20 protein-coding genes and 1 tRNA gene are annotated in these 24865 nt (G+C 45.6%); 4 read left to right on the top strand and 17 right to left on the bottom strand.

Translation table 11 applies throughout. The features are described 5' to 3' along the window. Nucleotides 1–11: 11 nt before the first annotated feature. The 3 genes from KOD92_RS17235 to KOD92_RS17225 form a co-directional block, all read right to left on the bottom strand. Complete coding sequence (locus KOD92_RS17235) at nt 12–3071, bottom strand: glycoside hydrolase family 3 N-terminal domain-containing protein (protein WP_215234841.1); 3060 nt, start codon at nt 3069–3071, stop codon at nt 12–14. 190 nt (nt 3072–3261) lie between these two features. Next, complete coding sequence (locus KOD92_RS17230; protein ID WP_215234840.1) at nt 3262–3969, bottom strand: ATP-binding cassette domain-containing protein; 708 nt, start codon at nt 3967–3969, stop codon at nt 3262–3264. 130 nt (nt 3970–4099) lie between these two features. Next, nucleotides 4100–5215 carry an acyltransferase family protein gene (locus KOD92_RS17225; protein WP_215234839.1) on the bottom strand — a complete coding sequence of 372 codons (1116 nt, stop codon included), beginning with the start codon at nt 5213–5215 and terminating at the stop codon, nt 4100–4102. 143 nt (nt 5216–5358) lie between these two features. Here KOD92_RS17225 and KOD92_RS17220 point away from each other — a divergent pair, with 143 nt between their 5' ends. Continuing rightward, nucleotides 5359–5769, top strand: a complete 411-nt coding sequence (locus KOD92_RS17220) for a hypothetical protein (protein WP_215234838.1) — start codon at nt 5359–5361, stop codon at nt 5767–5769. Nucleotides 5770–5774: 5 nt separating this feature from the next. Here the strand turns inward: KOD92_RS17220 and KOD92_RS17215 are convergent, their stop codons facing one another. From KOD92_RS17215 to asnS, 5 genes are all read right to left on the bottom strand, one after another. Further along, nucleotides 5775–7445 (bottom strand): complex I subunit 4 family protein, encoded by a 1671-nt coding sequence (locus KOD92_RS17215; protein WP_215234837.1) that lies wholly within the window; start codon nt 7443–7445, stop codon nt 5775–5777. Nucleotides 7446–7477: 32 nt separating this feature from the next. Further along, nucleotides 7478–9439 carry an NADH-quinone oxidoreductase subunit L gene (gene nuoL / locus KOD92_RS17210; protein WP_215234836.1) on the bottom strand — a complete coding sequence of 654 codons (1962 nt, stop codon included), beginning with the start codon at nt 9437–9439 and terminating at the stop codon, nt 7478–7480. Between the two features lie 61 nt (nt 9440–9500). Beyond that, entirely contained in the window at nt 9501–10712 is a 1212-nt protein-coding gene (locus KOD92_RS17205; protein ID WP_215234835.1) for a serine hydrolase domain-containing protein, read from the bottom strand. Between the two features lie 98 nt (nt 10713–10810). Continuing rightward, nucleotides 10811–11929: a hypothetical protein gene (locus tag KOD92_RS17200; RefSeq protein ID WP_215234834.1), complete on the bottom strand. Its 1119-nt coding sequence runs from the start codon at nt 11927–11929 to the stop codon at nt 10811–10813. A gap of 141 nt (nt 11930–12070) precedes the next feature. Further along, entirely contained in the window at nt 12071–13507 is a 1437-nt protein-coding gene (gene asnS, locus KOD92_RS17195) for an asparagine--tRNA ligase (RefSeq protein WP_215234833.1), read from the bottom strand. Nucleotides 13508–13743: 236 nt separating this feature from the next. On the opposite strand from asnS, the gene KOD92_RS17190 reads away from it, so the two are divergent. Beyond that, nucleotides 13744–14163, top strand: a complete 420-nt coding sequence (locus KOD92_RS17190) for a helix-turn-helix domain-containing protein (protein ID WP_215234832.1) — start codon at nt 13744–13746, stop codon at nt 14161–14163. 51 nt (nt 14164–14214) lie between these two features. Here the strand turns inward: KOD92_RS17190 and KOD92_RS17185 are convergent, their stop codons facing one another. From KOD92_RS17185 to KOD92_RS17170, 4 genes are all read right to left on the bottom strand, one after another. Continuing rightward, a complete protein-coding gene (locus KOD92_RS17185; protein WP_215234831.1) occupies nt 14215–15318 on the bottom strand; it encodes a DUF2971 domain-containing protein in 1104 nt (367 codons plus the stop codon). 134 nt (nt 15319–15452) lie between these two features. Beyond that, nucleotides 15453–15526 (bottom strand) — tRNA-Arg (locus KOD92_RS17180). A 79-nt stretch (nt 15527–15605) separates the two neighbouring features. Beyond that, complete coding sequence (locus KOD92_RS17175; protein WP_215234830.1) at nt 15606–16385, bottom strand: enoyl-CoA hydratase/isomerase family protein; 780 nt, start codon at nt 16383–16385, stop codon at nt 15606–15608. A gap of 31 nt (nt 16386–16416) precedes the next feature. Continuing rightward, nucleotides 16417–17055, bottom strand: a complete 639-nt coding sequence (locus KOD92_RS17170; protein ID WP_215234829.1) for a hypothetical protein — start codon at nt 17053–17055, stop codon at nt 16417–16419. Nucleotides 17056–17205: 150 nt separating this feature from the next. Here KOD92_RS17170 and KOD92_RS17165 point away from each other — a divergent pair, with 150 nt between their 5' ends. Further along, nucleotides 17206–18573 carry a T9SS type B sorting domain-containing protein gene (locus KOD92_RS17165; RefSeq protein ID WP_215234828.1) on the top strand — a complete coding sequence of 456 codons (1368 nt, stop codon included), beginning with the start codon at nt 17206–17208 and terminating at the stop codon, nt 18571–18573. An 11-nt stretch (nt 18574–18584) separates the two neighbouring features. Here KOD92_RS17165 and KOD92_RS17160 read toward each other — a convergent pair whose 3' ends face one another. Then, the gene (locus KOD92_RS17160; protein WP_215234827.1) at nt 18585–19103 is read right to left on the bottom strand and encodes a hypothetical protein; all 519 of its coding nucleotides are present in this window, start codon (nt 19101–19103) and stop codon (nt 18585–18587) included. Between the two features lie 122 nt (nt 19104–19225). Between KOD92_RS17160 and KOD92_RS17155 the strand changes: the two genes are divergently transcribed. Next, the gene (locus KOD92_RS17155; RefSeq protein WP_215234826.1) at nt 19226–19450 is read left to right on the top strand and encodes a hypothetical protein; all 225 of its coding nucleotides are present in this window, start codon (nt 19226–19228) and stop codon (nt 19448–19450) included. Between the two features lies 1 nt (nt 19451). Here KOD92_RS17155 and KOD92_RS17150 read toward each other — a convergent pair whose 3' ends face one another. The 4 genes from KOD92_RS17150 to KOD92_RS17135 form a co-directional block, all read right to left on the bottom strand. After that, nucleotides 19452–20399: a D-2-hydroxyacid dehydrogenase gene (locus tag KOD92_RS17150; RefSeq protein ID WP_215234825.1), complete on the bottom strand. Its 948-nt coding sequence runs from the start codon at nt 20397–20399 to the stop codon at nt 19452–19454. A 19-nt stretch (nt 20400–20418) separates the two neighbouring features. Then, nucleotides 20419–21573, bottom strand: a complete 1155-nt coding sequence (locus KOD92_RS17145) for an ATP-binding protein (protein ID WP_215234824.1) — start codon at nt 21571–21573, stop codon at nt 20419–20421. A gap of 190 nt (nt 21574–21763) precedes the next feature. After that, nucleotides 21764–24142 (bottom strand): M1 family metallopeptidase, encoded by a 2379-nt coding sequence (locus KOD92_RS17140; protein WP_215234823.1) that lies wholly within the window; start codon nt 24140–24142, stop codon nt 21764–21766. Nucleotides 24143–24171: 29 nt separating this feature from the next. After that, a complete protein-coding gene (locus KOD92_RS17135; protein ID WP_215234822.1) occupies nt 24172–24795 on the bottom strand; it encodes a HupE/UreJ family protein in 624 nt (207 codons plus the stop codon). Nucleotides 24796–24865 lie beyond the last annotated feature (70 nt).

Below are 24865 nucleotides of genomic sequence, written 5' to 3'. Positions count from 1 at the left end.
CTTAAACCACATTAAGGAAGCTGACTTTTCCTTTCTTGCAATGAACTGTACACTACATCCTGTATTCTTCTACGTGTCCGGTGCGTAGTAATTCCCGTATTTTCAGCGTCCGGATTTACCCTGTTGGAGAGGAAAACGAAAAGCAGATCTTCCTCCGGATCCACCCAAACCATCGTGCCGGTAAAGCCGGTGTGGCCAAATGAATTGATCGACGCCTGTGCAGATACGTACGAGCTGTTTCCATCAAGCGGAGCCTTGTCCCAGCCCAGCCCGCGGTGATGCGATTCGTCGTAGATCCTTGAAAAAAATGGAATGGTCGCCTGCTCGAAATATCGTTTTCCGGCGTAATTGCCTTTCCATAAATTCATCTGGAACAAAACAGCAAGGTCTCTCGCAGTACCAAATAATCCTGCGTGACCGGCCACGCCCCCCACAATTGCGGCCATTTGATCATGAACTGTACCTTGCAAAAGCTGACCTCTAAACCTGTAATCCTGTTCCGTAGGCGCAATCTGTTTTTCAGGAAAGCGGCTTAGCGGATTGAAACCCAGGTAAGTCAGCCCCAGCGGCTCGTAAATATTGGCGGAAACAAATACATCCAGCGTTTGTCCCGTTATTCTCTCCACAATTTTTTGTAGTGTCAAAAAGCCGAGGTCGCTGTACAGATAACCGTAGGTGCCCGACCGCTGGCGGCTGTTGTTCATCGGCGACTGGATCACCCATTTCCACACAGAATCGCGCAATGCAGGTTTTGCATACAGCTTCGGCGCCACACGCAGGTAATAGGTAGTATCAGATTTTGAACTGTAATAGTCGGGTAACAAGCCTCCACCACTCGTTTTGGTGCGGTCCCAGAGCGGCGGGTAAAACGATACCATTCCCGAACGGTGCATCAGTAAGTCTCTAACCGTGAAGTTTTGCTTGTTTGTGCCGGCGAGTTCGGGCAGATAGGTAGCGGCTTTTGCGTCCAGGTCGATTTGTTTGCGATCGTAAAGCAGCATGATCGCCTGTAAAGTCGCCGATACTTTTGTTATTGAGGCCAGGTCATAAATCGTCTCCGAAGTGACGCGTTCCGGCGTGCGGTAATTGAGCCCACCGAATTGTTTGTCATAAACGATCTTTCCTTTTCTCGCTACCAATACCTCGCAGCCAGGGAATACGCGGTCATTCAATGCAGCGGTCGCAATTTCATCAATGCGTTTTAGCGAAGCAGCATCCATACCCACACTTTCGGGTGTCCCAAATGCAATCCGGTTGATCGTAGTCGTACTTACCCCGGTACCCGATTTGAATGATAACACAGATACAGGAAGTTGCCCCTGGGAGCCCAGCGCACCAAAAATGATCTGCGGCACGATCTCCTGCTGGTCTGTCCCATCCTGATTGGCGCAGATCAATACATCCGTTTCAGGGAAATAACCAATACTGTAAGGTGTCCCGAAAAGGCAGAGGATCACTTTTTTATTCTGTTGTTTCAACTGACTCACAAAGTCCGTCATCCCTTTCGTAACCCCGTAATTCCTGGCTGGATTGGAAGAAATTCCGTGAATATCGACGATCACCGTATTATAGGGATTGAGGTAATTCAGCATCTCGGCGATCTGCTCCTGCGACGACGGACCTTCGTAAAAAGAGTACGAGCGCATTGGCTTATACACTGAAAGCATTTTTTGAAACGAAACATTACTTCCCTCGCCAATGCTCACGGACGCCATATTGTTATCCATCACCGAGCCGATCGGGATCAGGTTATTGTCGTTTTTAACAACAGTAACAGAAGCTTCACACAATGCGCGGTACAGTTCCTTGCTGCTTTCCTTGTTTAAATCCGCGTATAAGTTGTTGGTATCAACCGGCTTATATTCGTTCAAGCCCGACCAGTACTTCGCCTGCAACACGCGTTTTACTTTATCATCAATAATTTTTTCACTGATAATCTTCTGGTCGATTGCACTCTTGATCTTCGCAACGGTCTCGGCAATATTTTCAGGATAAAGCAGAATATCGTTTCCTGCAACCAATGCTTTCAGATTTACATCCGCCGGTTTTCCCGTTTTTGACACACCCTTCATATTCATCGCGTCGGTAAATACCAGTCCGCGGAACCCAAGTTCTTTTCTTAAAAGCTGCGTTACCACCTTTTCGGAAAGCGAACTTGCCTGCTGAGAGTTATTGTCCAGTGCGGGAATATTCAGGTGGCCGCTCAAAACGCCCATCAAACTATCGGCGATCATGGCGCGATAGGGGTAGAGATCCGTTTCCTGCAATTGCTCGATGGAGTGGTTCAGTACGGGCAGTGTAAAATGCGAATCTGCGTCGGTATCTCCGTGGCCCGGGAAATGCTTGGCGGTCGCAATCACCTTATTGTGTTGCAGCCCCTTCATATAAGCAATCGCTTTTCTGGTCACATTATCACGGTCCTCGCCGAAAGATCGGATTCCTATAACAGGGTTTGCAGGGTTGTTATTAATATCCGAAACAGGCGCAAAATTGATATGAATACCCATTCTCCGGCATTGTTTCGCAATATCACGGCCCATCAGGTAAATCAGCTCGTCATTTTGAATAGAGCCCAATACCATTTGTTTGGGGAAAGAAATTGTACTGTCAAGCCGCATTCCCAATCCCCATTCTCCGTCAATACCTATAAAAAGCGGGATGTTCGAATGTGACTGGTACCGGTTGGTAAGCGAAGCCTGGGCCACAGGGCCGCCCTGGAAAAAGATCAGACCGCCAATATGATAGTCGTTGACCAGCTTGTCAATATAGCTGTAATGCGATTCGTCGCGATTGGAATAGGTAGCAACCATCAGCAGCTGACCAATTTTCTGGTCAATGCTCAGTGTATTCAGGGTGCTGTCGACCCATTGATTTTCGGGAAGTACCAGAACAGGATCGGCTTTCCGTTTTGGAGCTTTTGCCTTCTCCTTTGCGGTAGCCTTGTTCGCGGGCAGAATTGCTGGTTTTGACGTACCCATGAATTTCCATGCAACAGAAACCATTGTACTCAAAACTACAAGCAGAATAATGCTTAACGCTACACGAAATCGGCTAAAAAACCATTTCTTCATATTCGGAATCACTGACTTTAACGAGGGAATGTTAGGTTGTGCTGCTTCGAAATATTCATCTCGGATTTTTCGATAGTTACAATAATAACAAAAATTAATCTCATTAAATGCAACAGAAGTTCTGTTTTAATGCAATTCTAATAATTGCCTTTCCGATAATAGTTTTAACAACTATCCTCTGATCGTCAGCCTATTGCGTAAGGATCCGGAAGGTTTCTTCCAGAGATCTGCCCGATTGTCGTAAGTCTTCCAGCGAGCTGTCATTTACGACTTTGCCTTTGTTGATGATGATGACCCTGTCGCACAATGCTTCCACTTCCTGCATAATATGCGTGGAAAAAAGTACAGTTTTATCTTGTCCGGCTGTGCGGATCACTTCTCTTATTTCCTGCAACTGATTAGGGTCGAGGCCGGTAGTGGGTTCGTCGAGAATAAGTACCTGAGGATCGTGCAGAAAAGACTGCGCAAGTCCGACGCGCTGCCTGTAACCTTTGGAAAGCTGTCCGATTTTTTTGCGTTTTTCAGGAATAAGTCCGCACATTGCTATTACTTCTTCTACCCGCGCATTCAATGCCGCGCCACTCATTCCATATAATTTACCCGAAAAAAGAAGAAACTCAGTAACATACATATCCAGGTAAAGCGGATTATGTTCGGGCAGGTAACCAATAGATCTTCTCGCGGGCATTGGCTGGCTCACCACATCAAAATCAGAAACCCGGGCAGCTCCATCAGTCGGCTTCAAATAGCCGGTTAAAATTTTCATTGTCGTAGACTTGCCCGCCCCATTTGGCCCCAGAAACCCGACGATCTCTCCCTTCTTCAAAGAAAAAGAAATCCCATCAATCGCCCGCTGCGAGCCGTAGACTTTGGTCAGGTTAGTTACCGTTATTGACATTTTTTAATTTTGAATGATCGAATGACCGAATGACTGAATGACTGAATGACCGAATAAGTGAATGAGTGAATATATTTCTCCTTGCGCGCGCCGCCCTTTCCTCCATCCTCCCTTCCTCCTTCCTCCCTTTCTACACTTTCAGAAACAACTTATTCCGAAATAACAAGCACATAAATGCCCATTGGACAATTATGAATGCAATTATTTTGCCTACTTCTCCTGCCGGTTCGGGAAGGTAGCTTAGGAGACCGCCGAACAGTGCGTTTGCTGTGTAATTAAATGAAATGAAGCTTCCAACCATGTAGATCACGATTGAATTCATCCCTATTACCACAAAAAACAAAGTCCATTTGCGATAGTTCAAAACATCGACTACCCAATAGAACAATGCAAGCAGCAATACACTGAAACCGCCGGCACAAAGCACAAACGAGCTTGTCCATAAATTCTTATTGATTGGGAAGAAGAAATCCCACACCAGACACACCAATAAACTGATTATTCCGGCGAAAACGAGATAGGTTACTTTGGTGTTTTTCGAGATAATTTCCTCGCTCGTCCGCAAAAGTTCTCCTGCAAAAATCCCCATTAATCCCGTCGCTATTGCGGGAAATGTAGATATCAAACCTTCCGGATCGTGGATCGTGAGGTGGAGACGGCCGGGGATGAGCATTCTGTCGAAATAGCTGGCTGGATTACATTCCATTGTCAGCATACCCGCGCCACAACCCGGGACCGGATAGAAGGTCATGAACAGGTAATAGCCTATTAACAGGCCGCCAAACCAGATCCAGCGCGTTTTTTTATTGGTGTATAAATAAATGATCTGCGCGAACATACCTGCAAGACCTATTCGTGCGAGCACACTCGGATAGCGCATATTGTGCCACTCGGTCTGAAAAATCCCGTTGTTGTAAATGATTCCAAGGAATACCAGCAGTAAGCCGCGCTGAACCACTTTTCTGAGCAGCTCTTTTTGTGGTACCCCTTTTTCAAGGCGACTTCCGAGCGAAAACGGAGTGGAAACACCCGCCATAAACAGGAATGTAGGAAAAATAAGATCGTAGGCGCGGAAACCGTTCCAGTCGGGGTGTGTAAACTGGTGTGCGAGTACAATTGCCCAGGACCAGCCGGTTACTTTCGCCAGCACGTGGAAAATCTCTTCGCCACCTGAGATCCAAAACATATCAAAGCCACGCAATGTGTCCAGTGACAACAACCTTTGCGGAGGAGTACTTTCTTTCATTTGATTAAAATAGAGAAGGGAAATAAAATTTGGTCAAAGGGAGACATGTTGAAATAAAACTAATAAGGTTTACTGTAAAGATGTTAAATAATACCACCAATACCCTCGTTATATGCATCGATATTTAATCTACCCAATTTAATATGAAAAAAGTAACGTTGTTTTTCTTGCTTGCAGTGACTTTGTGGATCTCAGGTTCTGTCAATTCTGTAAATGCCCAGCGCGCCGAAAGGAGGGACGGTTTTGATGCGGAAGAGGCAGTCACTAATCCCAAGCTGAATAACCGCAGGCTGGAAAAGAACATGGACCGGTTTGCTACCGAGCTGGACCTAAGCAAACGTCAGCAGAAACAACTGAAAAAAATTGACCGCAGATACGCCCGTTTTGAAAGAAAGCTGGAAAGGAAAGACGGTACCAAGCGCCGCGACCGGAAAATGCTATCCGAACAAAAACGTGCTGAAATCATAGAGGTACTCACGCCGGAACAGCAGCAGCAACTGCAAGCCTTGTCGAAAAAAGGCAGATTCAGTTTAGATCAGTTTTTCGGCAAATAGGAATATCAGTGATTTAAGCCTCTCAACCACGCCTCAATCGTCGGGCCCGTCATATCAAACAGAATGCCGGGCAATATTCCAAGTAATACAGTGAGGATCGCGAGCGGAATAAGTAACGTTTTTTCGCGAACTGTAAGATCGGTCAATACAGACGAATCGCCGTTTTTATACCAGAGTGAACCGAAAAACATGCGCTGGTAAGTCCAGAGGAAATAGGCCGCTGCGAGAACAATCCCGAGTGTCGATAATGCAGGAATCCAGGCAGGAAGTGCGTCGGACTGAAAAGCGCCCATCAGCGTAAAAATTTCACCAACAAATCCTGAAAAGCCGGGCAGACCCAGCGAAGCAAAAAATGCAATGCCGGTAATGATCGTGTATTGCGGCATTACGCTGATCAGCCCGCGGTAATGATCGATATTCCTGTCGTGCGTGCGGTCGTACACCACGCCGGCAAGTAAGAATAGCATTGCCGATAATATCCCATGGCTTACCATTTGATAAATAGCGCCGTTTAAACCCTCCGCCGTGAATGCGGCGATCCCAAGCAGCACAAATCCCATGTGCGAAACAGAAGAATAAGCGATCATTTTTTTCAGGTCTGTTTGTCCTAGGGCATTAAACCCACCGTAAACGATCGAGATCATTCCCAGTATCGCTAGTGGAATGGCGCTATACTGCGCTTCGAGCGGGAAAAACCCGTCGACGATACGGATAAAACCGTAACCTCCGATTTTTAGCAAAATACCGGCAAGTACTACTGAAATAGGAGTAGGGGCTTCCACGTGTGCATCGGGCAGCCAGGTATGAACCGGGAAAACCGGCAATTTAACCGCAAAACCAATAAACAGAAACCAGAAAGCAAGCAGGCGCAGCGGAATATCTCCTATAAAATATTGTGACGCCAAATGCAGCAGCGAGCCCGGCAAATAGTTGCCCGGATCGGCCAGATATTGAAAACGGAATGTGTGCACGATTTGCTCGGGCGCTATTTTTCCATCGATCAGCCACTGCTGGATTTGGGGGATCAGGTCAGGATGAATAGCGTCTTCCATACCCATAATACCTACAACCCTGGCTGTTTCGAGCGGATCTATAACAGACAAATAAAGCCCGATCATCACGATCAGGATCAGCAGGGAGCCGAAAAATGTATAGATAAAGAACTTTAATGCTGCATATTCTCTTCTCGGTCCGCCCCAGAGGCCGATCAGGAAATACATTGGCAGGAGCATAAACTCGAAGAACAGATAAAAAAGGAAAAAATCCTGCGCCAGAAAACAACCGATTACACTGCCTGTGAGCAACAAATACAGCGAAAAATAAGCGCGCGTTTTCTGTGCAATTTCCCAGGAACTTACCACACCAGCCAGCAAGACGATCACCGCGAGTAAAACCAATGGAAAACTGATCCCATCGACAGCCAGCGCGTAGTCAATAGAAATAATACCCAGCGAGCCGATCGGTAATGTGATCCAATCGGTGGTTTCGGCCATTTGGTGGGCGAAGTTCTGATTTTCGAAATTCAGGAATAGAAAAACGGCGAGTAACGCTTCGATAAGGAGGGTAACGAGCGCAACGATCCTGAAATGGCCTGCCTGTTTGGAAGGCCACAAAGCCACCGCAGCCGCGCCCAGCATTGGTATTGCTATCAGTAAGGAAAGTATATGATCAATCATCAAATGTTGTTTTAGAATGGCATTTGCCTAAATCAGGCAAAGAATAGCCAGAGTACCAGTAAAAAAACGCCCGTTATCGTGACAAGGTAATAGGACTGGATCTTTCCGTTCTGCAAACCGCGTGCGGCATTTCCGGCAGAACGGATTGTATAAACTGTCAGATTCACGCCGCCATCGACCACATTTCGGTCGATCCAGCTGATCACGTGGGCGGCAACCACACTGCCTTTTGCAATGAATTCCACGAAAGAATCAATGGCGCGGGCTTCCAGTTTTTTGAAATATCCGGCTATCGCCGCAAATGGTATAATGAAGTAGCGGTCTTGCGAATAATCCCGAAGCCAGTTGATATTGATTTTTTCAAAAAGATTAGTCTTACTCTCGGCGGATGCGATTTTAAACGGATCCTGGCTGCTAATCTCGCGGTAAGCAAGGAATATGAAAAGCAATGTTGTTCCGCTTGCTAAAATAGGTACCCAGAAAAGGTGAGCGGATTCTGTCGGATCGAGGAAATGTAGAAACCAGCCGGACGCATTGATTGGATTAAATGAAAACCAGATAAATAGCGAAAGTGCAGCAAGCAATACCATCGGAATCCACATCGTAGCAGGGGATTCGTGCGGGTGCACAGACTGCGTTCCCGAATATCTTTTCTCACCAAAAAACACGAGCCAAACCTGGCGGGTCATATAATAGGCAGTAAGTCCGGCGGAAAACACGACGATGAGCGGGAAGATATAGGCCAGCGGCCCTACTTCCCTGGCCCAAAGAAAACCTTCGGTAATGATCGCATCTTTGGATAAAAATCCTGAAAAGAAAGGCAGCCCGGCCAGCGCAGCGGCACATATTGAAAAGCACAGAAAAGTAATAGGAAGGCTCTTTTTTAAGCCACCCATTGAGCGCATATTCTGCGGATCAAATGCTGTATTGTCTTCGGAAGGAGTTACCGCGTGAATGACCGAGCCGGCAGAAAGAAAAAGTCCTGCTTTGAAAAATGCGTGGGTCGCAAGGTGGAACATAGCTGTTTGCCAGCTTCCGAAACCGACAGCTACGACCATCAAACCCAGCTGCGACATGGTACTGTAAGCCAATACCCTTTTTATATCCCATTCATTGATGGCCTTGATCGCGCCGGTCAGCATCGTAATCGTACCGATTGCGAGGATAACCAATCTTGCTTCAAAAGTGAGCATAAAGGATATTCTTGCCAAAAGAAAAATGCCTGCTGCGACCATGGTAGCCGCGTGGATCAATGCAGAAACAGGGGTAGGGCCTTCCATCGCGTCGGGTAACCAGCCTGACAGCGGGAACTGGGCAGATTTTCCCATACAACCTCCAAAAAGACAAAGCCCAATGGCGGTAACAAGGCCCGGCGAGAGTTCCCAGAGCTTGCCCGGGATCACTTCAAAATCGGTAGAACCAGTATAGTAAAACAGCATTAAAATACCTGTCAGGAACGCAGCGTCGCCAATTCTGTTGAGTACAAATGCCTTTTGCGCAGCCCAGACAGTCCTTTTTTTGAAATACCAGAAACCGATGAGCAAATAGGAGGAGAGCCCGACGAGCTCCCAGAACATGTACATCACCAACAAGCTGCCGGCGAGCACGATGCCGACCATTGAGAATAGGAACAGTTGCAGAAATGCGAAATAGCGATGCAGATTCTTATCGCCGTGCATGTAAGAAACGGAGTATATCTGGACCAATGCGGCCACAAAGTGCACGATGGCGAGCATAATGCACGTGAGGCGGTCGAACCGGAAAGATAGCTCGATCACTCTGTTGCCTATTACGAGCCAGTTGAATTTGACGATGTGTAAAGTGGCGGGATCTGCATACCGGAAACTGATGATCAAACCGGCGATCGTAGCTGCGGTGCCGAGGTAGCCCGCTGTGCTGTTCAAACTTTTACCTCCAAGCCACAGCAAAAAGAATGTCAGAAACGGTATTCCCAGCAACAGGGCGGCCGGCAAAAAATACGCAGAATCTGGCATAAGGCTTGAATTCGTTTGATTTCGGCAAATATCCTGAATTCGTGACCGAATTCAAACAGTGCTAGATTTCTTTCTCGATATCTTCAATTTTACCGGGACCGTGGATCGCTTCAAGCACTTCTTTCAGGTCGTAAGTAGAGCGATTGTAGGAATTGCCGAGCACAATAATGACCGCTTCGTCGTCCGGACAAACCCATAACATGGTGTTATAACCTTTCCACCAGCCTCCGTGGTAAATGAAGCGGGGCGAATTGTCTTTGTTGATGTGCATCCGAAATCCGTAACCATAATTACGAATGCCTGCGCGCTCGAAACTGCGGGGTTTGAAAGCTTCGTCGAGTAATTTTTTGTCAAGAAGCAAGCCTTTCGTCAACCCATTGTAAAATCGGTAAATATCTCCTGTTGTGGAGTATAAGCCTTTATCGCCGACTACATCGTCATAATAATCTTTTTCAAGCCTGCGCCCAAACTGGTGTCCGACGGTCCTGTCTTTGACAGCGGCGGCAGAAGTATCGGTCACTAAAAAGGTATTCAACATACCCAGCGGAGCGAAAATCTGATCATTGAGGTATTTGCCGAATGTATCTCCGGTCACTTTTTCGACGATCGCTGCGAGTACGCAATAGTTGGTATTGCAATAATTGAACGATCTGCCTGGTCTGTTATAAGGTGTCGGGGTGGGAACTACTTTGGCGTACCAGTCCATAATATCCAGATTATCAGGATATTTCTTGCCGTGGCGAATGCTGTCTGTAAATGAGTAAATGTAATTTGGCAGTCCGCTCCGGTGGCTCAACAGCATATCTACTTTGACACCGTGATAGGGAAAATCGGGGAAAAAACGTTGAACCGAATCGTCGAGAGTTACGCGGCCTTCCTGGATCAGTTTCAGCATTGCAATAGCCGTAAAAGGCTTTGAAAGCGAAGCCAGCTGAAAACGTGACGAGCTCGTTAGTGTATCCTTTTCTTTAATATGGGCAAAACCGAAAGAGTTCTGGTAAAGGATCTCACCTTTTTGCACGATCAGCACATTACCGTTGAAGCCAGCGCGTTTTTTACGCCTGAAAATGTCTTCAATCTTGGCGATCTTGGCCGCTGTCGCTGCATTTGGGGACTTAATAACAACCGGATCAAGGCTTGCAATTGCTTTGGCACGCACAGCCACTTCCTCCGTTTCCGATTTGTTTTTTCTAACTAATCCCCATGAAACCAGCAGAACTACCACAACAGCTAGGGCTGTCCACCACACTTTTGGCTGCACTTTTCTCAACATAGGCTTGGGGCCTTTTAATTTTTCGGAACGTAGATTATGAAACGATGGTCGACCGCCATCTTTTATGCTTATTATACACAAATTAAGCATAGATTATTTTAGCGAACTAGTATTTTAACATGTTCTTTCCCAATATTTCTTCGGGAAGTCAGGATATATATTCCGGGTTGCAGCGCGTGTATTGGCAACAAAATCACAGAGTTGGCGCCGTTTTTTACCCATTTAAAATTGATTGCATTTCCCGTGGAGGAGTTCAATGACAGGAGTTCGGGGTTTATATTTTTGCCTGAGATTATGATTTTTTCGGGAGACGCAGGATTGGGCTCCACTTGCATTGCGTCCGTGGTTTCAGGAGTGGAAATATCTATTGTTTCTGAAAACGAATAGGATTGATCCTGATCCATAAGTCGCAAACGGTAATATCCCGCTCCTGACAGCGGCAGGTTGTCGGTGAAATGGTAACCCTTCCGGCTGCTGTTTTCCCCGGCCGCATTTACTGAACCAATCTGTTCAAAATTCACGAGATCCGAACTTCGCTCAACACGAAACTCGTCAGTATTCTTTTCCCAGGCCGTTTCCCAAGAAAGGTTAACCGCTCGCTCACTCGCTTCGCCCTTGAAATAAGTCAGTTCCAGCGGCAGGACAATCGGCAGCACAATTCCATTGATCGTAATTTCATCAAACCATAAAACCCCGTGAATACTCGGGGCATTATGTGCGTAAATGCGAATGGAAAAAGTGTTTTCGGAAAGATTGGCGAAGTGAACGGGTATACTGTAAGAATTGAAAACGTTGAAATTGGTGATGTTTGCGGAATTAATATCAGTGCTGAAACCGTCCATGGAGGTTCTGAGCCGGATAATATCTGGGCCGGAGGGTGATCTTCGCAACCGAAAGGAGATGGAGGAAATGTTGTATTTGAATGAATTGGCCGTGAATGTGAATTCCATGTACCTGCTTTTGGAAGACGCCAGCGACCACGGTCGGATAATATAGCCAGCCCCGATCGACCCGCCCTGGCTGTAAACCGTGGGCAATGTAAAATCATTTGCACCGCCCGCCAGAACAGCATTCGTGGGTGTAAAATTAGCATCGCTGGACACTCCGGCCTGGGTATAATCCATGGTCCACTTAACTTGAAAAGGCTGGGCAATGCATTTAAAACTAAAAAAGACAAGAAGAAACCCTATCCCAAGGATCCGCATTAAACTTTCCATGTGCGTGTACGATTAAGTGAGATTTACACTATTTACTTTACTTAGACGGTAAAGCACAGGAAAGGTAACGGTGGTAAGAAGGTTGTTTTTTTGAGAGGTATTAAAACACAAAATCCCGGCGACTGGCCGGGATTTGGAAACTTAAAATTCTGCGCTTTTCGGATACCTCGGGAAAGGTATTACATCGCGGATATTGCTCATACCGGTCACAAACAGAACGAGACGCTCGAAGCCGAGACCGAAGCCTGAGTGCGGCGCGGTTCCGAATTTGCGCGTTTCGAGGTACCACCACAGGTTTTGCGGGTCGATACCTACTTCATGCACGCGGCCGAGCAGCTTTTCGTAGTTTTCTTCCCGCTGACTTCCACCGATAATTTCGCCGATCCCAGGAAAAAGTACATCCATCGCGCGTACTGTCTTTCCATCCTCGTCGAGCTTCATATAAAATGACTTGATCTCTTTCGGATAGTTGGTCAGGATTACCGGTTTTTTGAAATGCTTTTCGACCAAATAACGCTCGTGCTCGCTGGAAAGGTCAATTCCCCAACCCACCGGATATTGGAATTTCTTTTCTTTATGCGGTTTTGATTTGAGTAAAATCTCAATCGCTTCCGTATAGGTCAGCCGCTCAAACGGATTGTCGACCACAAAGCTCAGTTTTTCAAGAAGCGGAATAGAGCGCTCGTTTTGCGGCTTGTTCTTATCTTCTTCCGCGAGGCGGTTTTGAAGAAAATTCAAATCATCCTTGCAGTTTTCCAGCGCGTATGCAATCACGGTTTTGACAAAATCTTCCGCCGCATCCATATTGTCTTCCAGCTCGAAAAACGCCATTTCCGGCTCGATCATCCAGAATTCGGCCAGGTGGCGCGTGGTATTAGAGTTTTCAGCGCGGAAAGTAGGGCCGAAAGTATATATTTTGGACAATGCCATCGCACCAAGCTCGCCCTCCAGCTGCCCCGAAACGGTCAGGTTTGCCTCTCTTCCGAAGAAATCTTCTTTAAAGTTAATAGCGCCTTCCTCAGTTCTTGGGATTTTGTTCAAATCCAGCGTAGTTACCCGGAACATTTCGCCGGCACCTTCTGCGTCAGAAGCCGTGATTACGGGGGTGTGCAGATAGAAAAACCCTCTGTCGTTGAAATACTGATGCACAGCAAAAGCCAGTGCGTGGCGGATACGCAAAATGGCGCCGAAAGTATTGGTACGAGGACGCAAATGCGCGATTTCGCGAAGGAATTCGAGTGAATGCTTTTTCGGTTGAAGCGGATAAACGTCAGGATCAGCAGCTCCATAAACCTCGATCGACTCGACTTTTACCTCAACAGCCTGACCCGATCCCTGTGATTCAACGAGTTGACCAGTGATTTTCAAACAAGCTCCGGTAGTGACAATCTGGATCAGTTCGTCGGGAAACTGGCCCGGCTGTGCAACTGCCTGTATATTATGAATTGTTGAGCCGTCATTTAAAGCAATGAATATCGCGTTTTTGCTTTCTCTTTTTGTCCGAACCCAGCCTTTCAGCGTAACAGGTTGATTTTCAGGAGTAGCCTGTAATATTTCCTTGATTTGCAGCGGTCCCATTTTGCAATCGTTGTTTTGGTAAAAACTATGAATTTTGGCGCAAATATAGGATCAATCTGACTGCTTACGATTTTAGAAAGCAATATTTAAAATATAGGAGTAGCTCGATAATTGTCAGCAGCAGGTTATAGTGAAAACCAGGCCGGCTGGTAACTTACATGTGTTGGTGGCAAGTTATCGGATATCTTATCAGACAGATTCTATAAATTGCTTAACAAATTGAAACCTCATGCTTTATGACGAATACTACTCCCAACCCTAAGATCCATGAAGGTCGTAACCTAAAACGCTTCCGCGAAATGCTGGGAATCAAGCAAGATTTCCTTGCGTTTGAGCTAGGCGAAGACTGGAACCAGCAAAAGATATCTTTACTCGAACAGAAAGAAAAGATCGATTCTGATATTTTAGAACAGGTTTCGGCGATACTGAAAATCCCGGCTGAGGCGATCCGGAATTTTGATGAGCAGCAGGCTGTGAATATTATCTCAAACACCTTCGATAAAGTTGAAAACTCCTTCAACTTTGGCACCTTCAATCTACATCCGATGGAAAAGATTATTCAACTTCATGAAGAGAAGATTGCTTTGTATGAGCGGATGTTGAAGGAGAAGGATGAGATGATGGGGAGGTTGGAGCGGTTGATTGGGGGGAGATGATGACCATAGTACAGCCATTGAGTTTCCGGAAATGTTCGCCAACAGTAGGCTTTAATGCTTATTATCTAAAAGCTCAAACTCTATTGCAAATGAGTTTATGCTGAGAACGGCTTTGTAAATCAGAACTCGATTCTCATATTTCTCTTTGATAATCTTCTTTACCATGTTAATATTTACATCACTTACTAGTGCCCCCAAGTAAATCGCCTTGACTATTTCCCGCGTATGAGAAATCTTTCTGGCGGTTTGATTGTGAGTTTCTTTTAAATGAATTATTCTTCTTACCTCCTGCTCATAACTCCAATCATTATATTTCGTAAGGAATAGATGTTTAACTGTCCTGTAAAATCCTTTTTTAGTAGGCATAATGGTGAGTTGTTTTAGCAGATCAGCATATTCCACCTGATATAATTTCTCAAAAATGTCGCCTGCACTTTTTAGAATAGACTGATGAAAAGATCCTACTTCTGCATTTGAATATTCCCCTGCGTTCCAGTTTAAATCGTACGACGAATATTCTACGCAAAATCCCGTATGTCTATTTCCATAGTGCGACCACATCAAAATTGAAGATTTAGTTAGGGAAAAGCATGCGACTCCGATATGTTCAACAAAGTCATTAATAAGAATTGTTGATTCAATGGGATATGATTCCTTCCGCATTATTTTACCTAAAAGGCGTGCATTACAGTCAAATGGATCGTTAAAATCGGTGACTTTTGAATGATATATGTAACTATTTTCGAGCGAATCAACGCTATGTGAGTTAAAGGAATAGTATTTAAATAGAGGCCTGTTGCTTAAAAATGGCCTAGTTTCATCTCTGTTTAAGGTTCTAGAATAAAGGGTTCGATTTTGAGAGAGTTTAATCTGCTCTAATAGGGCGCTAAATCCAACTGGTCCCGCTCTGTGAATCGTTTCGTAGTCACTTGGATTTTCAATGATATTGTTCAAAATGCGCACCAGGTCAAGATTTTTGATCTTGAAATTTGGATTCACGTCACATTTGAAGCCCAAAATTTCAGCAGACTTTATAATAGCTGTGATTAATAAACCCGTTTGGCTGGAAACCGAAGAAAGCCGGCTACTTTCTTTGAGTATTAGGGTTTCAGTAAAAGTTCTTATTTGACTGATATTTTCCGAACTTAGGCTCATTGGAAAGAAATACAGAACTGGTTCAGTGAAATATACAAATTTGGCAAGAACTAGGCCTAAGAATTTTACTAAGGGAAACCGTTTCTAGCCGAAAAAACAAAAAAGCGCCAATCTTGCGAAAGGCGCCTTAGTTGTGGTCACGTAGGGATTCGAACCCCAAACCTCCTGATCCGTAGTCAGGTGCTCTATCCAATTGAGCTACGCAACCAATTCCCGAACGGGACTGCAAAGATAGGAAACTGACTGTTTTTAACAAATACTGGATTGCAAAAATTTGTTTCAAAAACCTATTTCCCCTGAAAATCAGGCTTTCTTTTTTCTAAAAAAGCTGAAATTCCTTCGCGGGCGTCGTGACTTTCGAACAGAATCTGCTGATTAATCCTTTCCAATTCCTGCATTCTGGCCAGATCGGAGTGTGATGACTCATTCAAAACCTTTTTCATTGCTCCGATTGCAAGGGTAGGAGCGGTCTGATAGTAATTAGCCAGTTTGTCGACTTCTGAATCAAGCTCTTCCGCGGGTACAGCTTTGTTGATCAGGCCGATCTGTTCTGCTTCTTTTGCGAAAATTTTGCGGCCCGTCGACGCCAGTTCAAAAGTTCGCGCCATTCCAATTAAGCGCGGCAAAAAGTAGGTAGCGCCGGCGTCGGGCATCAAGCCTATTTGTACAAAAAGTAAACTTAGGTAGGCTTCTTCAGTGGCGACAATGATATCACAAGCCAATGCAAGCGAACATCCAGCGCCGACAGCCAATCCATTTAACCGGCAAATAACTGGTTTCGGCAGTTCGCGAATGCTTCGGATCATTGGTTCATAATACGCTTTGAGCATTTGATCGGCACTTTCCCCACCTTCCAAGGTTTGCTTTAAATCTGCGCCGGAACAGAAAGCTTTGTCGCCCTCTCCGGTGATGATCAATACGCGGATCTGATCGTCGCTGGCAACTTCGGCAATCGCAGCAGTGATTTCCAGCATAAGCACGGCGCTCAGCGCGTGGTATACCTGCGGGCGGTTCAGTGTGATTTTTGCAATTCCGTTTGTCTTGCTAAAAAGAATGCTCTCGTACATAGGAATGCGTTTTTTGTCTGACAATATAACCTCAGAAGTAAAAGTAAATGGTCATACTACTTACGAGTACGCCGCAAATAAAGCCGACGAAAATCTGTGCGGGACTGTGTGCATTCAGTTGCAAACGCGCACTCAACAGTAATCCTGCTATGAGTATGGCGGTAATTAGCGGGTAGAGCAATGCATAATCTTCAAACCGCATCATTAACCCCGATAGTATTGCGATCATCCCCCCGATTCCCGTCGCATGCGCGCTGATTTTCCAGAAAAAACTGACAGCGGTTACAATTACGAGGGACAATGTGACACTAGCCAGGATCACGGAAATTTGCGGGGCCATTTGGGCTATTGGTTGTAATTGCCAGCCGAATAGGTAAGTCGCCAGCCCATAAATGAAAACCGTCGCCAGATAGGGAATCCGCCGCTCGGTAACATCATCAATATAAAGATTTTTGATCATCCCCATTTTCATAAAATAGTAAGTTACTACGGCGGGAGCGATGAAGGTATTCAGGAACAAAAGCGTCAACAAACTGCCCAACGCCGGAAGTTCAAACGCACTTACGCCGACCAGATCGGGGGAGAGCAGGAACAGCAGTGCAAATAGGTAGGTAGTGAGGATCAGTGGGTGAAACAATACTGATAATATGATGGCCAGTCGATTATTCAAAACGCGAAGCTTGGATCAGAGTGAAACGGTAAAATTAACCTGAAAACCAGATTGTACAAAAACCAGCCCAGCGCGGTTTGTGGTATTTTAAATTGTAACCTAATATTACTTATTTTGTCGGATAAGAATAACCTTCCGCACCAGCCTGTTATGAGATTTTGCCTGCTGATTTTTCTGACAATCCTGGTAGCAAATATCCGTGCGTTCGCGCAAACTTCTCCGTCCAGCTATTTTACCCTTACACCGAACTCGGCCTGCTCGGTTAGTACCTATTTCGAGGCTATGTACACGGGCAACCTGCTACCACATAAGGGATTTACCTCCGAAAGAGATCTTGGGAATATGTATGTGGCTGTGAGTGATGATTTTATATTCGAATGGGAATGGGTTGACGGAATGATGGTTGCGGGTTCGGGTCTCGGGCCGTTTAAAGTATATTGGCTATCGACCGGGATTAAAACAGTTATTCTCACAATAACGAATGTAAAGCTGCCGGAGAATAAGATTGTGATCAAGAAAACGGTGACGATCGCACAGGCGGAAGTTTCGGCCAGATGGGAACATGCGACTTGTACCAACGATAAAGGTAAAATTACGGTCGTCGGGGAAGGTGGTACTGCGCCTTACCTGTATTCGATCGATTCCGTTCATTTTCAAACTGATTCGGTTTTTGTAGTCGCGCCAGGTTATCATCAGCTTGCTGTAAAAGAGGCAGGAGGTTGTGTATCAACGGTTAAGCCGCTGCGGATTGATCCTGTGGATGAGGTTATATTGAATATTCCTGATGATAATGTGACGATCTGCGCCGGGCAAGGGATTAAGTTGGCCAATACCAGTAATGCGATTTCTCATACCTGGTCACCAGCCGCCGGACTTGATGATCCCACGGCAAAAGAACCTTTCGCGACGCCATCGCAAACCACTACGTATACCGTTACGGGGACATTGGATTGTAAAACGGCGCAGCGGACAGTCACTGTTGAAGTGATTCCCGGCATCACTGTGCATGTGACCGGAGATACGCGGGTCGACCCAAATACACCGGTTCAGCTGAATGCATTTGTGTCTGAACAGGGTTTGGGGAATATCAGCTATGTCTGGACGCCGGAAGTAGGGTTAAATAATGCTGCAATTTCTGACCCGATCGCCTCGATTGATCAAGAGACGACATATCAGGTTACGGCTACGTCCCCTGAGGGCTGCACTGCCTCGACGAGTACCACACTTTCGCTCAAAAAAGCATCGGCGATATTTATGCCTGGAATATTCTCTCCAAACGGCGACGGAAAGAATGAGACTTTCAGCCCGCAGAATGGGGGAGATATTACTTTCAATAAGTTCATCATTTACAGCCGCTCCGGCGAGGTAGTGTACTTTTCTGATAAAACAGATTGTAAATGGGACGGAAGTTACCGAGGTCAGCAAGCCGGTAGCGGTGACTATTTTTACAAAATTGAAGGGGTTACCAGCAAAGGTGTGGCTGTTTCGAAAGAAGGGTCGGTGCTACTAATAAGGTGATGTTTTTTGGATTATCGATTTAAGAAATACTCTTTGAAGGCAGCCATTTCCGAACGTTCTGTTTCGAGATATTTATCAAATATTTTGTCCCCTACCTGTTCTCTGAGAGCAGAAATACCTACGTCGATCAGCCTCAAACCCGTTTCGGTTAGCAGGATATTATCGTAATATAAGCCGCCGATCCCGGAAGGGCGTCTGAGATCGCGGTGAACAAACCCATTTTGATGTAACTGTGTAAGTTCGTCTTCAAATACATCGAGCCACAACTCTCTGGTACCTACTTCATACGCGCGAAAATCTATGGGTTTCAGCCGCTCCATCACGAGCATTTCTGCTTGAAATTCTTCATGATAATCCAGTCGCACAAATTTGACAATGAGATCGTTAACCTGATTCGCGTATTTCATTTTCTCCGCCTCAGAGCCGATATCGGAACGTGTATCGTCCATGAAAAGCTTGGCGACCTCCGTTTCAGAAAGCGCGATAACGAGGTTATTTGCACCGGAAGAAAGTCGATTTGGGTATTTCATTGTTCACGCTGGTGTTTCATTGCAATTTAGTAAAGTCTGGCCAGCCCATTTGAAAATGATTGGCTTCTTCTGAAATATCCCCCGGCATGAAAATTTAAACTTTTCTCAAAACTTCATCACAAATGGCAAAGGCTAAGAAAAAGAAAGGCCCGAAAAAGTCGGCGAATACTAAAAAGAACAAGCTGGGTGTAAAGAATTCGCTTGTCAATAATATTAACGCCAAGAAAAAGAAAGGCACTTCCCAGCCCAAGAGCAAGAAGACGGTTAGTAAGAAATCTTATTCAGCTATGAAAAATAATTGGGGTAAAAAGAAGAAGAAAAGCGGGAGAAAGAAAAAGAAAAAATAGGCTAGGATACCACGTTAATCGGGTTCCCTTTCATAAAAGCGGAGAGATTTTCGGCTGCTAGTTGCATTAACCTTTTTCGCGCTTCAAAAGTGGCCCAGGCAACGTGAGGTGTAATCACGCAGTTCGGTGCAGATAAAAGTGGGTTGTCCCCCTTTGGAGGCTCCGCAGAAAGTACATCCAGCCCGGCACCAGCGATTACGCCGTTTTTTAATGCTTCTGCCAGATCGGCTTCGTGAATCAGCGGTCCCCGACCTGTGTTCAGCACGATCGCAGTCGATTTCATCTTTGCCAGGTTATCCTTATTGATGATTTCCTTCGTCCCGTCAGTCAGCGGACAGTGCAGACTTACCACGTCACTTCGCTTGAAAATTTCGTCCAGTGACACCATTTCAATGCCTTCAACAGGCTTTGGATGTTTTCGATAGGCGATCACTTTCATGCCAAATGCGATTGCGATCTGCGCAACCTGCGAACCAATATCACCCAGTCCGATCAGCCCGATCGTTTTGCCGGCTAGCTCGGTAAGCGGCGATTTCCAGTAACAGAAATCGGCCGAAGCCGCCCATTCCCCCGCAAATACGCTCTGACTATGCATTTCAGCACGATTCACCAGTGATAGCAGCAATGCGAAAGTTTGCTGCGCCACTGAAGCTGAGCTGTAAGCCCGCACATTTGTGACGATAATACCCGGTTTTTTCGCTGCTTCAATGTCTATATTATTAAAACCAGTGGCGGTCACACCAATATATTTCAGTCCCGGAAGCTGATCCAGAATAGCTCCTGACAATACCACTTTATTCACAAAAACTACTTCTGCCCCGGCTGCCCGTTCCACAATTTCCTCCGGCTTCGACCGGTCATAAATTTCAACTTCACCCAACATTTTAATAGGCGCCCAGTCCAGATCTCCCGGGTTCAAAGTATATCCGTCAAGAATTACGATTTTCATTTGTCTTAGGGATTTTTGTTTAGATATTCCGCCAGCCAAGAACTGAGTAGTTAGTCCTTTTCTGGTCTTCATTTCCGCCATATATCAGCGTTTTCGCGCCCACTTTTCCTCCGCTTATTTCATCAAAAAAATTCAGTCCTTTAAAATGCTCTGTCAGGATAGTTTGGGTCGATTTTATTTCAAAAATATCAAATGCATTTCCATTTTGATTTAAAAGATCAACCTCGTGTCCGTTGGAATCGCGCCAGAACCAATATTCGTTATGGAGATATTGGTGAGCATTCTTCTTTTGATATTCAGCAATAATCAGGTTTTCAAAAATATTTCCTTTTGATGAATTATTATGAAAAGTATCTGCATCCCTTATGCCAAGAATGTGACACAATAACCCGGTATCGTAAAAGTATAACTTTGGCGTTTTTACAACTCTTTTGTTGAAATTTTGATAGTAAGGTTGGAGTTGAAAAATGATATAACTGCTTTCAAGAATCGATAGCCAGGATTTGGCAGTCGGTTGAGAAATCCCGCATTCGTTGGCAAGTGAATTTAGGTTCATTAGTTGTCCTACCCGGCCGGCGCACAAGCTCACGAATGTGCGGAACTGGCGTGTATCTCTGATATTGGTTAACTCGGTAACGTCCCTTTCTACGTATGTCTGAATATAATTGGAGTAAAATATGGTCGGTTTTATCGAACGATCATAGATAGCCGGATAGAAACCGTTTATACAGGCGTCTGCTACATTATCCGCCAGCAAATTTCCTGATTTCATTTCGTCAAAGTCAAAGGGCAACAATTTAAACAGCGCCACGCGGCCCGCCAGACTTTGGGTGATGTTGTTCAACAGCTGAAAATTTTGAGATCCCGAGAGGATAAATTGGCCCATTTTGCCCGAGCCGTCCACGATGGTTTGAATGTAGGAGAAAAGCTCAGGAACACGCTGGACTTCATCCAATATGACTTTGTCATTGTATAAATTCAAAAATGCGACAGGATCTACGGAGGCGAATGCGCGATTGTTCAGGTCTTCAAGCGAAATGTAAGAGTAGCCTTTAAACAAAGTCTTCAAAAGCGTAGTCTTTCCAGACTGTCTTGGCCCGGTTACAGCAATTACTGGAAACTTGCTGCTTTGTTCCAGGATTACGCGTTCTATGTGCCTGTCTACGAAGTTCATGAGATCTGAAATGACTCTCTCAAAGATACTCAAACTTTGAAATTACATAACTTCTATTTTGAAATTACATAACCTTTACTTTGAAATTACATAGCTTCTATTTTGAAATTACATAGAATCAATTTTGAAATTGCATAAAAAATCCGCTCTGGCGATGTGCCGGAGCGGATTTTATGATTTTGGTAGTTACCTAGTTCTTCGGATCTGTGCCTACTTTTCCAGCGCCGGCTCCCTGCATTTGCATTGGGTTTGGTGCTTTTCTGGTTTGCTGCTTGAAGATCTGGAAGCGGGTTGGCTTCGCTACGCGTGGAAAGGAATTATTTTCTGTGTCTATATCAGCGATCTGCTGGTAAGGATCCAGTTCCCATTGTACCACTTTCTTTTTGGTTGAGATCACCTTATTGATCTGCTGGTCGTTGAAGCGCCAGATTTCAGCCGGAAATACAGCCACAGAGTCCGTACCATCTTCAAAACCCATTTTAACGATCACGGGCATCGGAAGTCCGCCTTTGTTTTTAATGGATAAGGTGTAAAAGTTCGTGTTTTCACGGATTAGCTCACGCTCAGTTTCCGAAAGTGAAGCCAGGTATTGTTCGTATTTCTGCTTATCTGCCTCGGTTACCTTAAATGGATCGTAGCGGTTATAGAAATCCGCCATTGTGGAATCCTGCGCCACTACCGTTTCGCCCTTCGTTTTGGCATCCTGGATTTTGCTCATGGTATTCAGCCTCTCCGCCGCCGCTTTGCGCGCGAGTTCCTTTTCAATATCGGGATTCTGGGTATCGATATTAAACCAATCCACACTTAACAGATCCTGATCCACAGCTTCTGTACCATAAAACCAGCCTTTCCAGAACCAGTCAAGATCCACCCCGGATGCATCTTCCATCGTCCGGAAGAAATCTGCCGGAGTTGGGCTTTTGAAGCGCCACCGGTTTGCATATTCTTTGAATGCATGGTCAAAAAGCTCCCGGCCCATAACAGTTTCGCGCAGGATATTCAAAGCAGTCGCAGGTTTCGCGTAAGCGTTTGGTCCCAAGCCGATTACGTTCTCAGCCGAAGCCATAATTGGTGTCAGTACCGATTTGTCGGAAGACATATAATCGGTGATCTGGTTGGGTTCGCCACGGCGGGTAGGAAAATTATAATCCCATTCTTTTTCAGCGAGATATTGGCAAAAAGTATTCAAACCTTCGTCCATCCACGCCCACTGACGTTCGTCGGAGTTGACGATCATCGGGAAAAAGTTGTGACCTACTTCGTGAATAATCACTCCGATCATTCCGTATTTAACTGCCTCACTGTAAGTACCATCTTCCTCCGGGCGGCCGCCGTTGAAACTGATCATCGGATATTCCATCCCGCCGCCAGCTACGCCGTGACAGGATATTGCAACCGGATAAGGGTATTCAAAAGTGCGGTCGCCGTACGATTTCAGGGTGTGTGCCACTGCGCGCGTCGAATATTGTTCCCACAGCGGGTTACCTTCTTTTGGGTAAATGGACATACACCAGATCTTGCGGCCGCTTTTGTAAACATCGGTTTGCATCGCATCCCAAATAAATTTCCGGCTGCTTGCAAATGCAAAGTCACGCACATTATCTGCTTTGTAAATCCACGTTTTCTTGCCCGGGTTCTTGTTTTCGCGCTTTTCAGCTTTGATAGCCTCATCCTGCGTCACGATCAAAACCGGCGTCTTTGAAGTTTCAGCTTTTTTCAGGCGCTGCTTTTGCGTGGCCGTCAAAACCTGGGCGTAGTTCTGGCATTCACCGCTGGCTGCAACCACGTGGTCGGCGGGTACGGTGATCGCTACCTTGTAGTTTCCAAAAATCAATGCAAATTCTCCCTGACCTAAAAACTGCTTGTGGTTCCAGCCATTTACATCGTCGTAAGGGGCGAGGCGTGGAAACCAGTGCGCGATAAAGTAGTTTGCGTTTCCGTCTTTCGGGAAAAACTCATAGCCGCTGCGACCGTAGTATTCCGTGATATTATAATTCCAGTCTACGCCGAAAACAATGCTGGTACCCGGTTTCATAGCCGCGGGCAGGTCAATGCGCATCATCGTACCATTGATCTTGTAAGGAAGCGGCTTGCCGGCTTTATCTTTTACGGCTGTGATATTGTAGCCATATTCCGTTTTCGGGTCGAGGGAGGAACCTCTTCCGTTATTCAGATTGGCAAGCTGGCCGGTCGTCATTCCTTTATCACTGATCGCGCCTGTCCGGGACATTGCACCTATTCCGTCTTTTTTGAAAAGATTCTGATCGAGCTGCATCCAGATGTATTTCAGCTCATCAGGAGAGTTATTGAAAAAAGTGATCGTTTCCGATCCGATAATGCGGCGGTTTTCGTCGTCAAGTTCAGCTTTAATGTCGTAATCAGCGCGCTGCTGCCAGTATTCACGGCCGGGAGCGCCGGAAGCGGCCCGCGTGGAATTGGGAGTAGGCAGCATCGGGCCCAGTTGTTCAAACCGGTCGTTGTACTGATAGGTCGCCGAAGGCGGAAGCTGCTGGGCGAAGGTTGCGACCGACACCAGCAATAGAAATAAAGGGAGTAGCAGGTTTTTCATTTGGTTATTCAGTAATATAGTAATTGGTGCTAGTCAGCGGAGCCGCCGGTAATGCTTTGAAAAAGTTCGTTGTTTAAAATTAGGGAAAAAGCCATTCCGACAATAATGCCCGACAAAATATGGATCCAGCTCAGTCGCTGAACGCGCAGGATCTCGATAAGCAAAAAGGCGATTGAGAGGATAATGAATACGATAATAAGCTGGCCAAGTTCCAAACCCACATTAAAACCTAACAAAGGATTAAATATCCCGGCCTCTTTTCCAAGCAATGCGCGCAGGTAGTTCGAAAAGCCCAGTCCGTGGATCAGACCAAAGAAAAGTGCCAGTCCGTACCTGAGCATTGTATTATCATCTCTTTTAACATAAGAACCTTTTGGTACTGTATAAAAGAAATTGAGACAAGCCGTAATTACGATCGTGATTGGTATCAGCAGCTCGATCCAGTCGGGATTTATGCTAACCAGGCCCAGTGTAGCCAGCGCCAAAGTGATCGAATGCCCGATCGTGAATGCAGTAACCAGTACAATTACCTTTTTCCAGTCAATCAGAGTATAAATTGTACAAAGCGCCATGATAAATAGAATGTGGTCATAGCCATTGGAATCGGTAATGTGTTCAAAACCTAATTGTAGGTACGCCTGAAACTCGGACATTAAGCTGGGATTAGATGAAAAATTCCGACAAAGTAATTGTCAAGACAAAGTAAATGAATTCGAATATATT

This window comes from Dyadobacter linearis, from assembly GCF_907165045.1.
Taxonomy (GTDB): Bacteria; Bacteroidota; Bacteroidia; order Cytophagales; family Spirosomataceae; genus Dyadobacter; species Dyadobacter linearis.
Note: the sequence above shows the minus strand (reverse complement) of the source record. Positions and strands in the feature narration are given on the sequence as shown.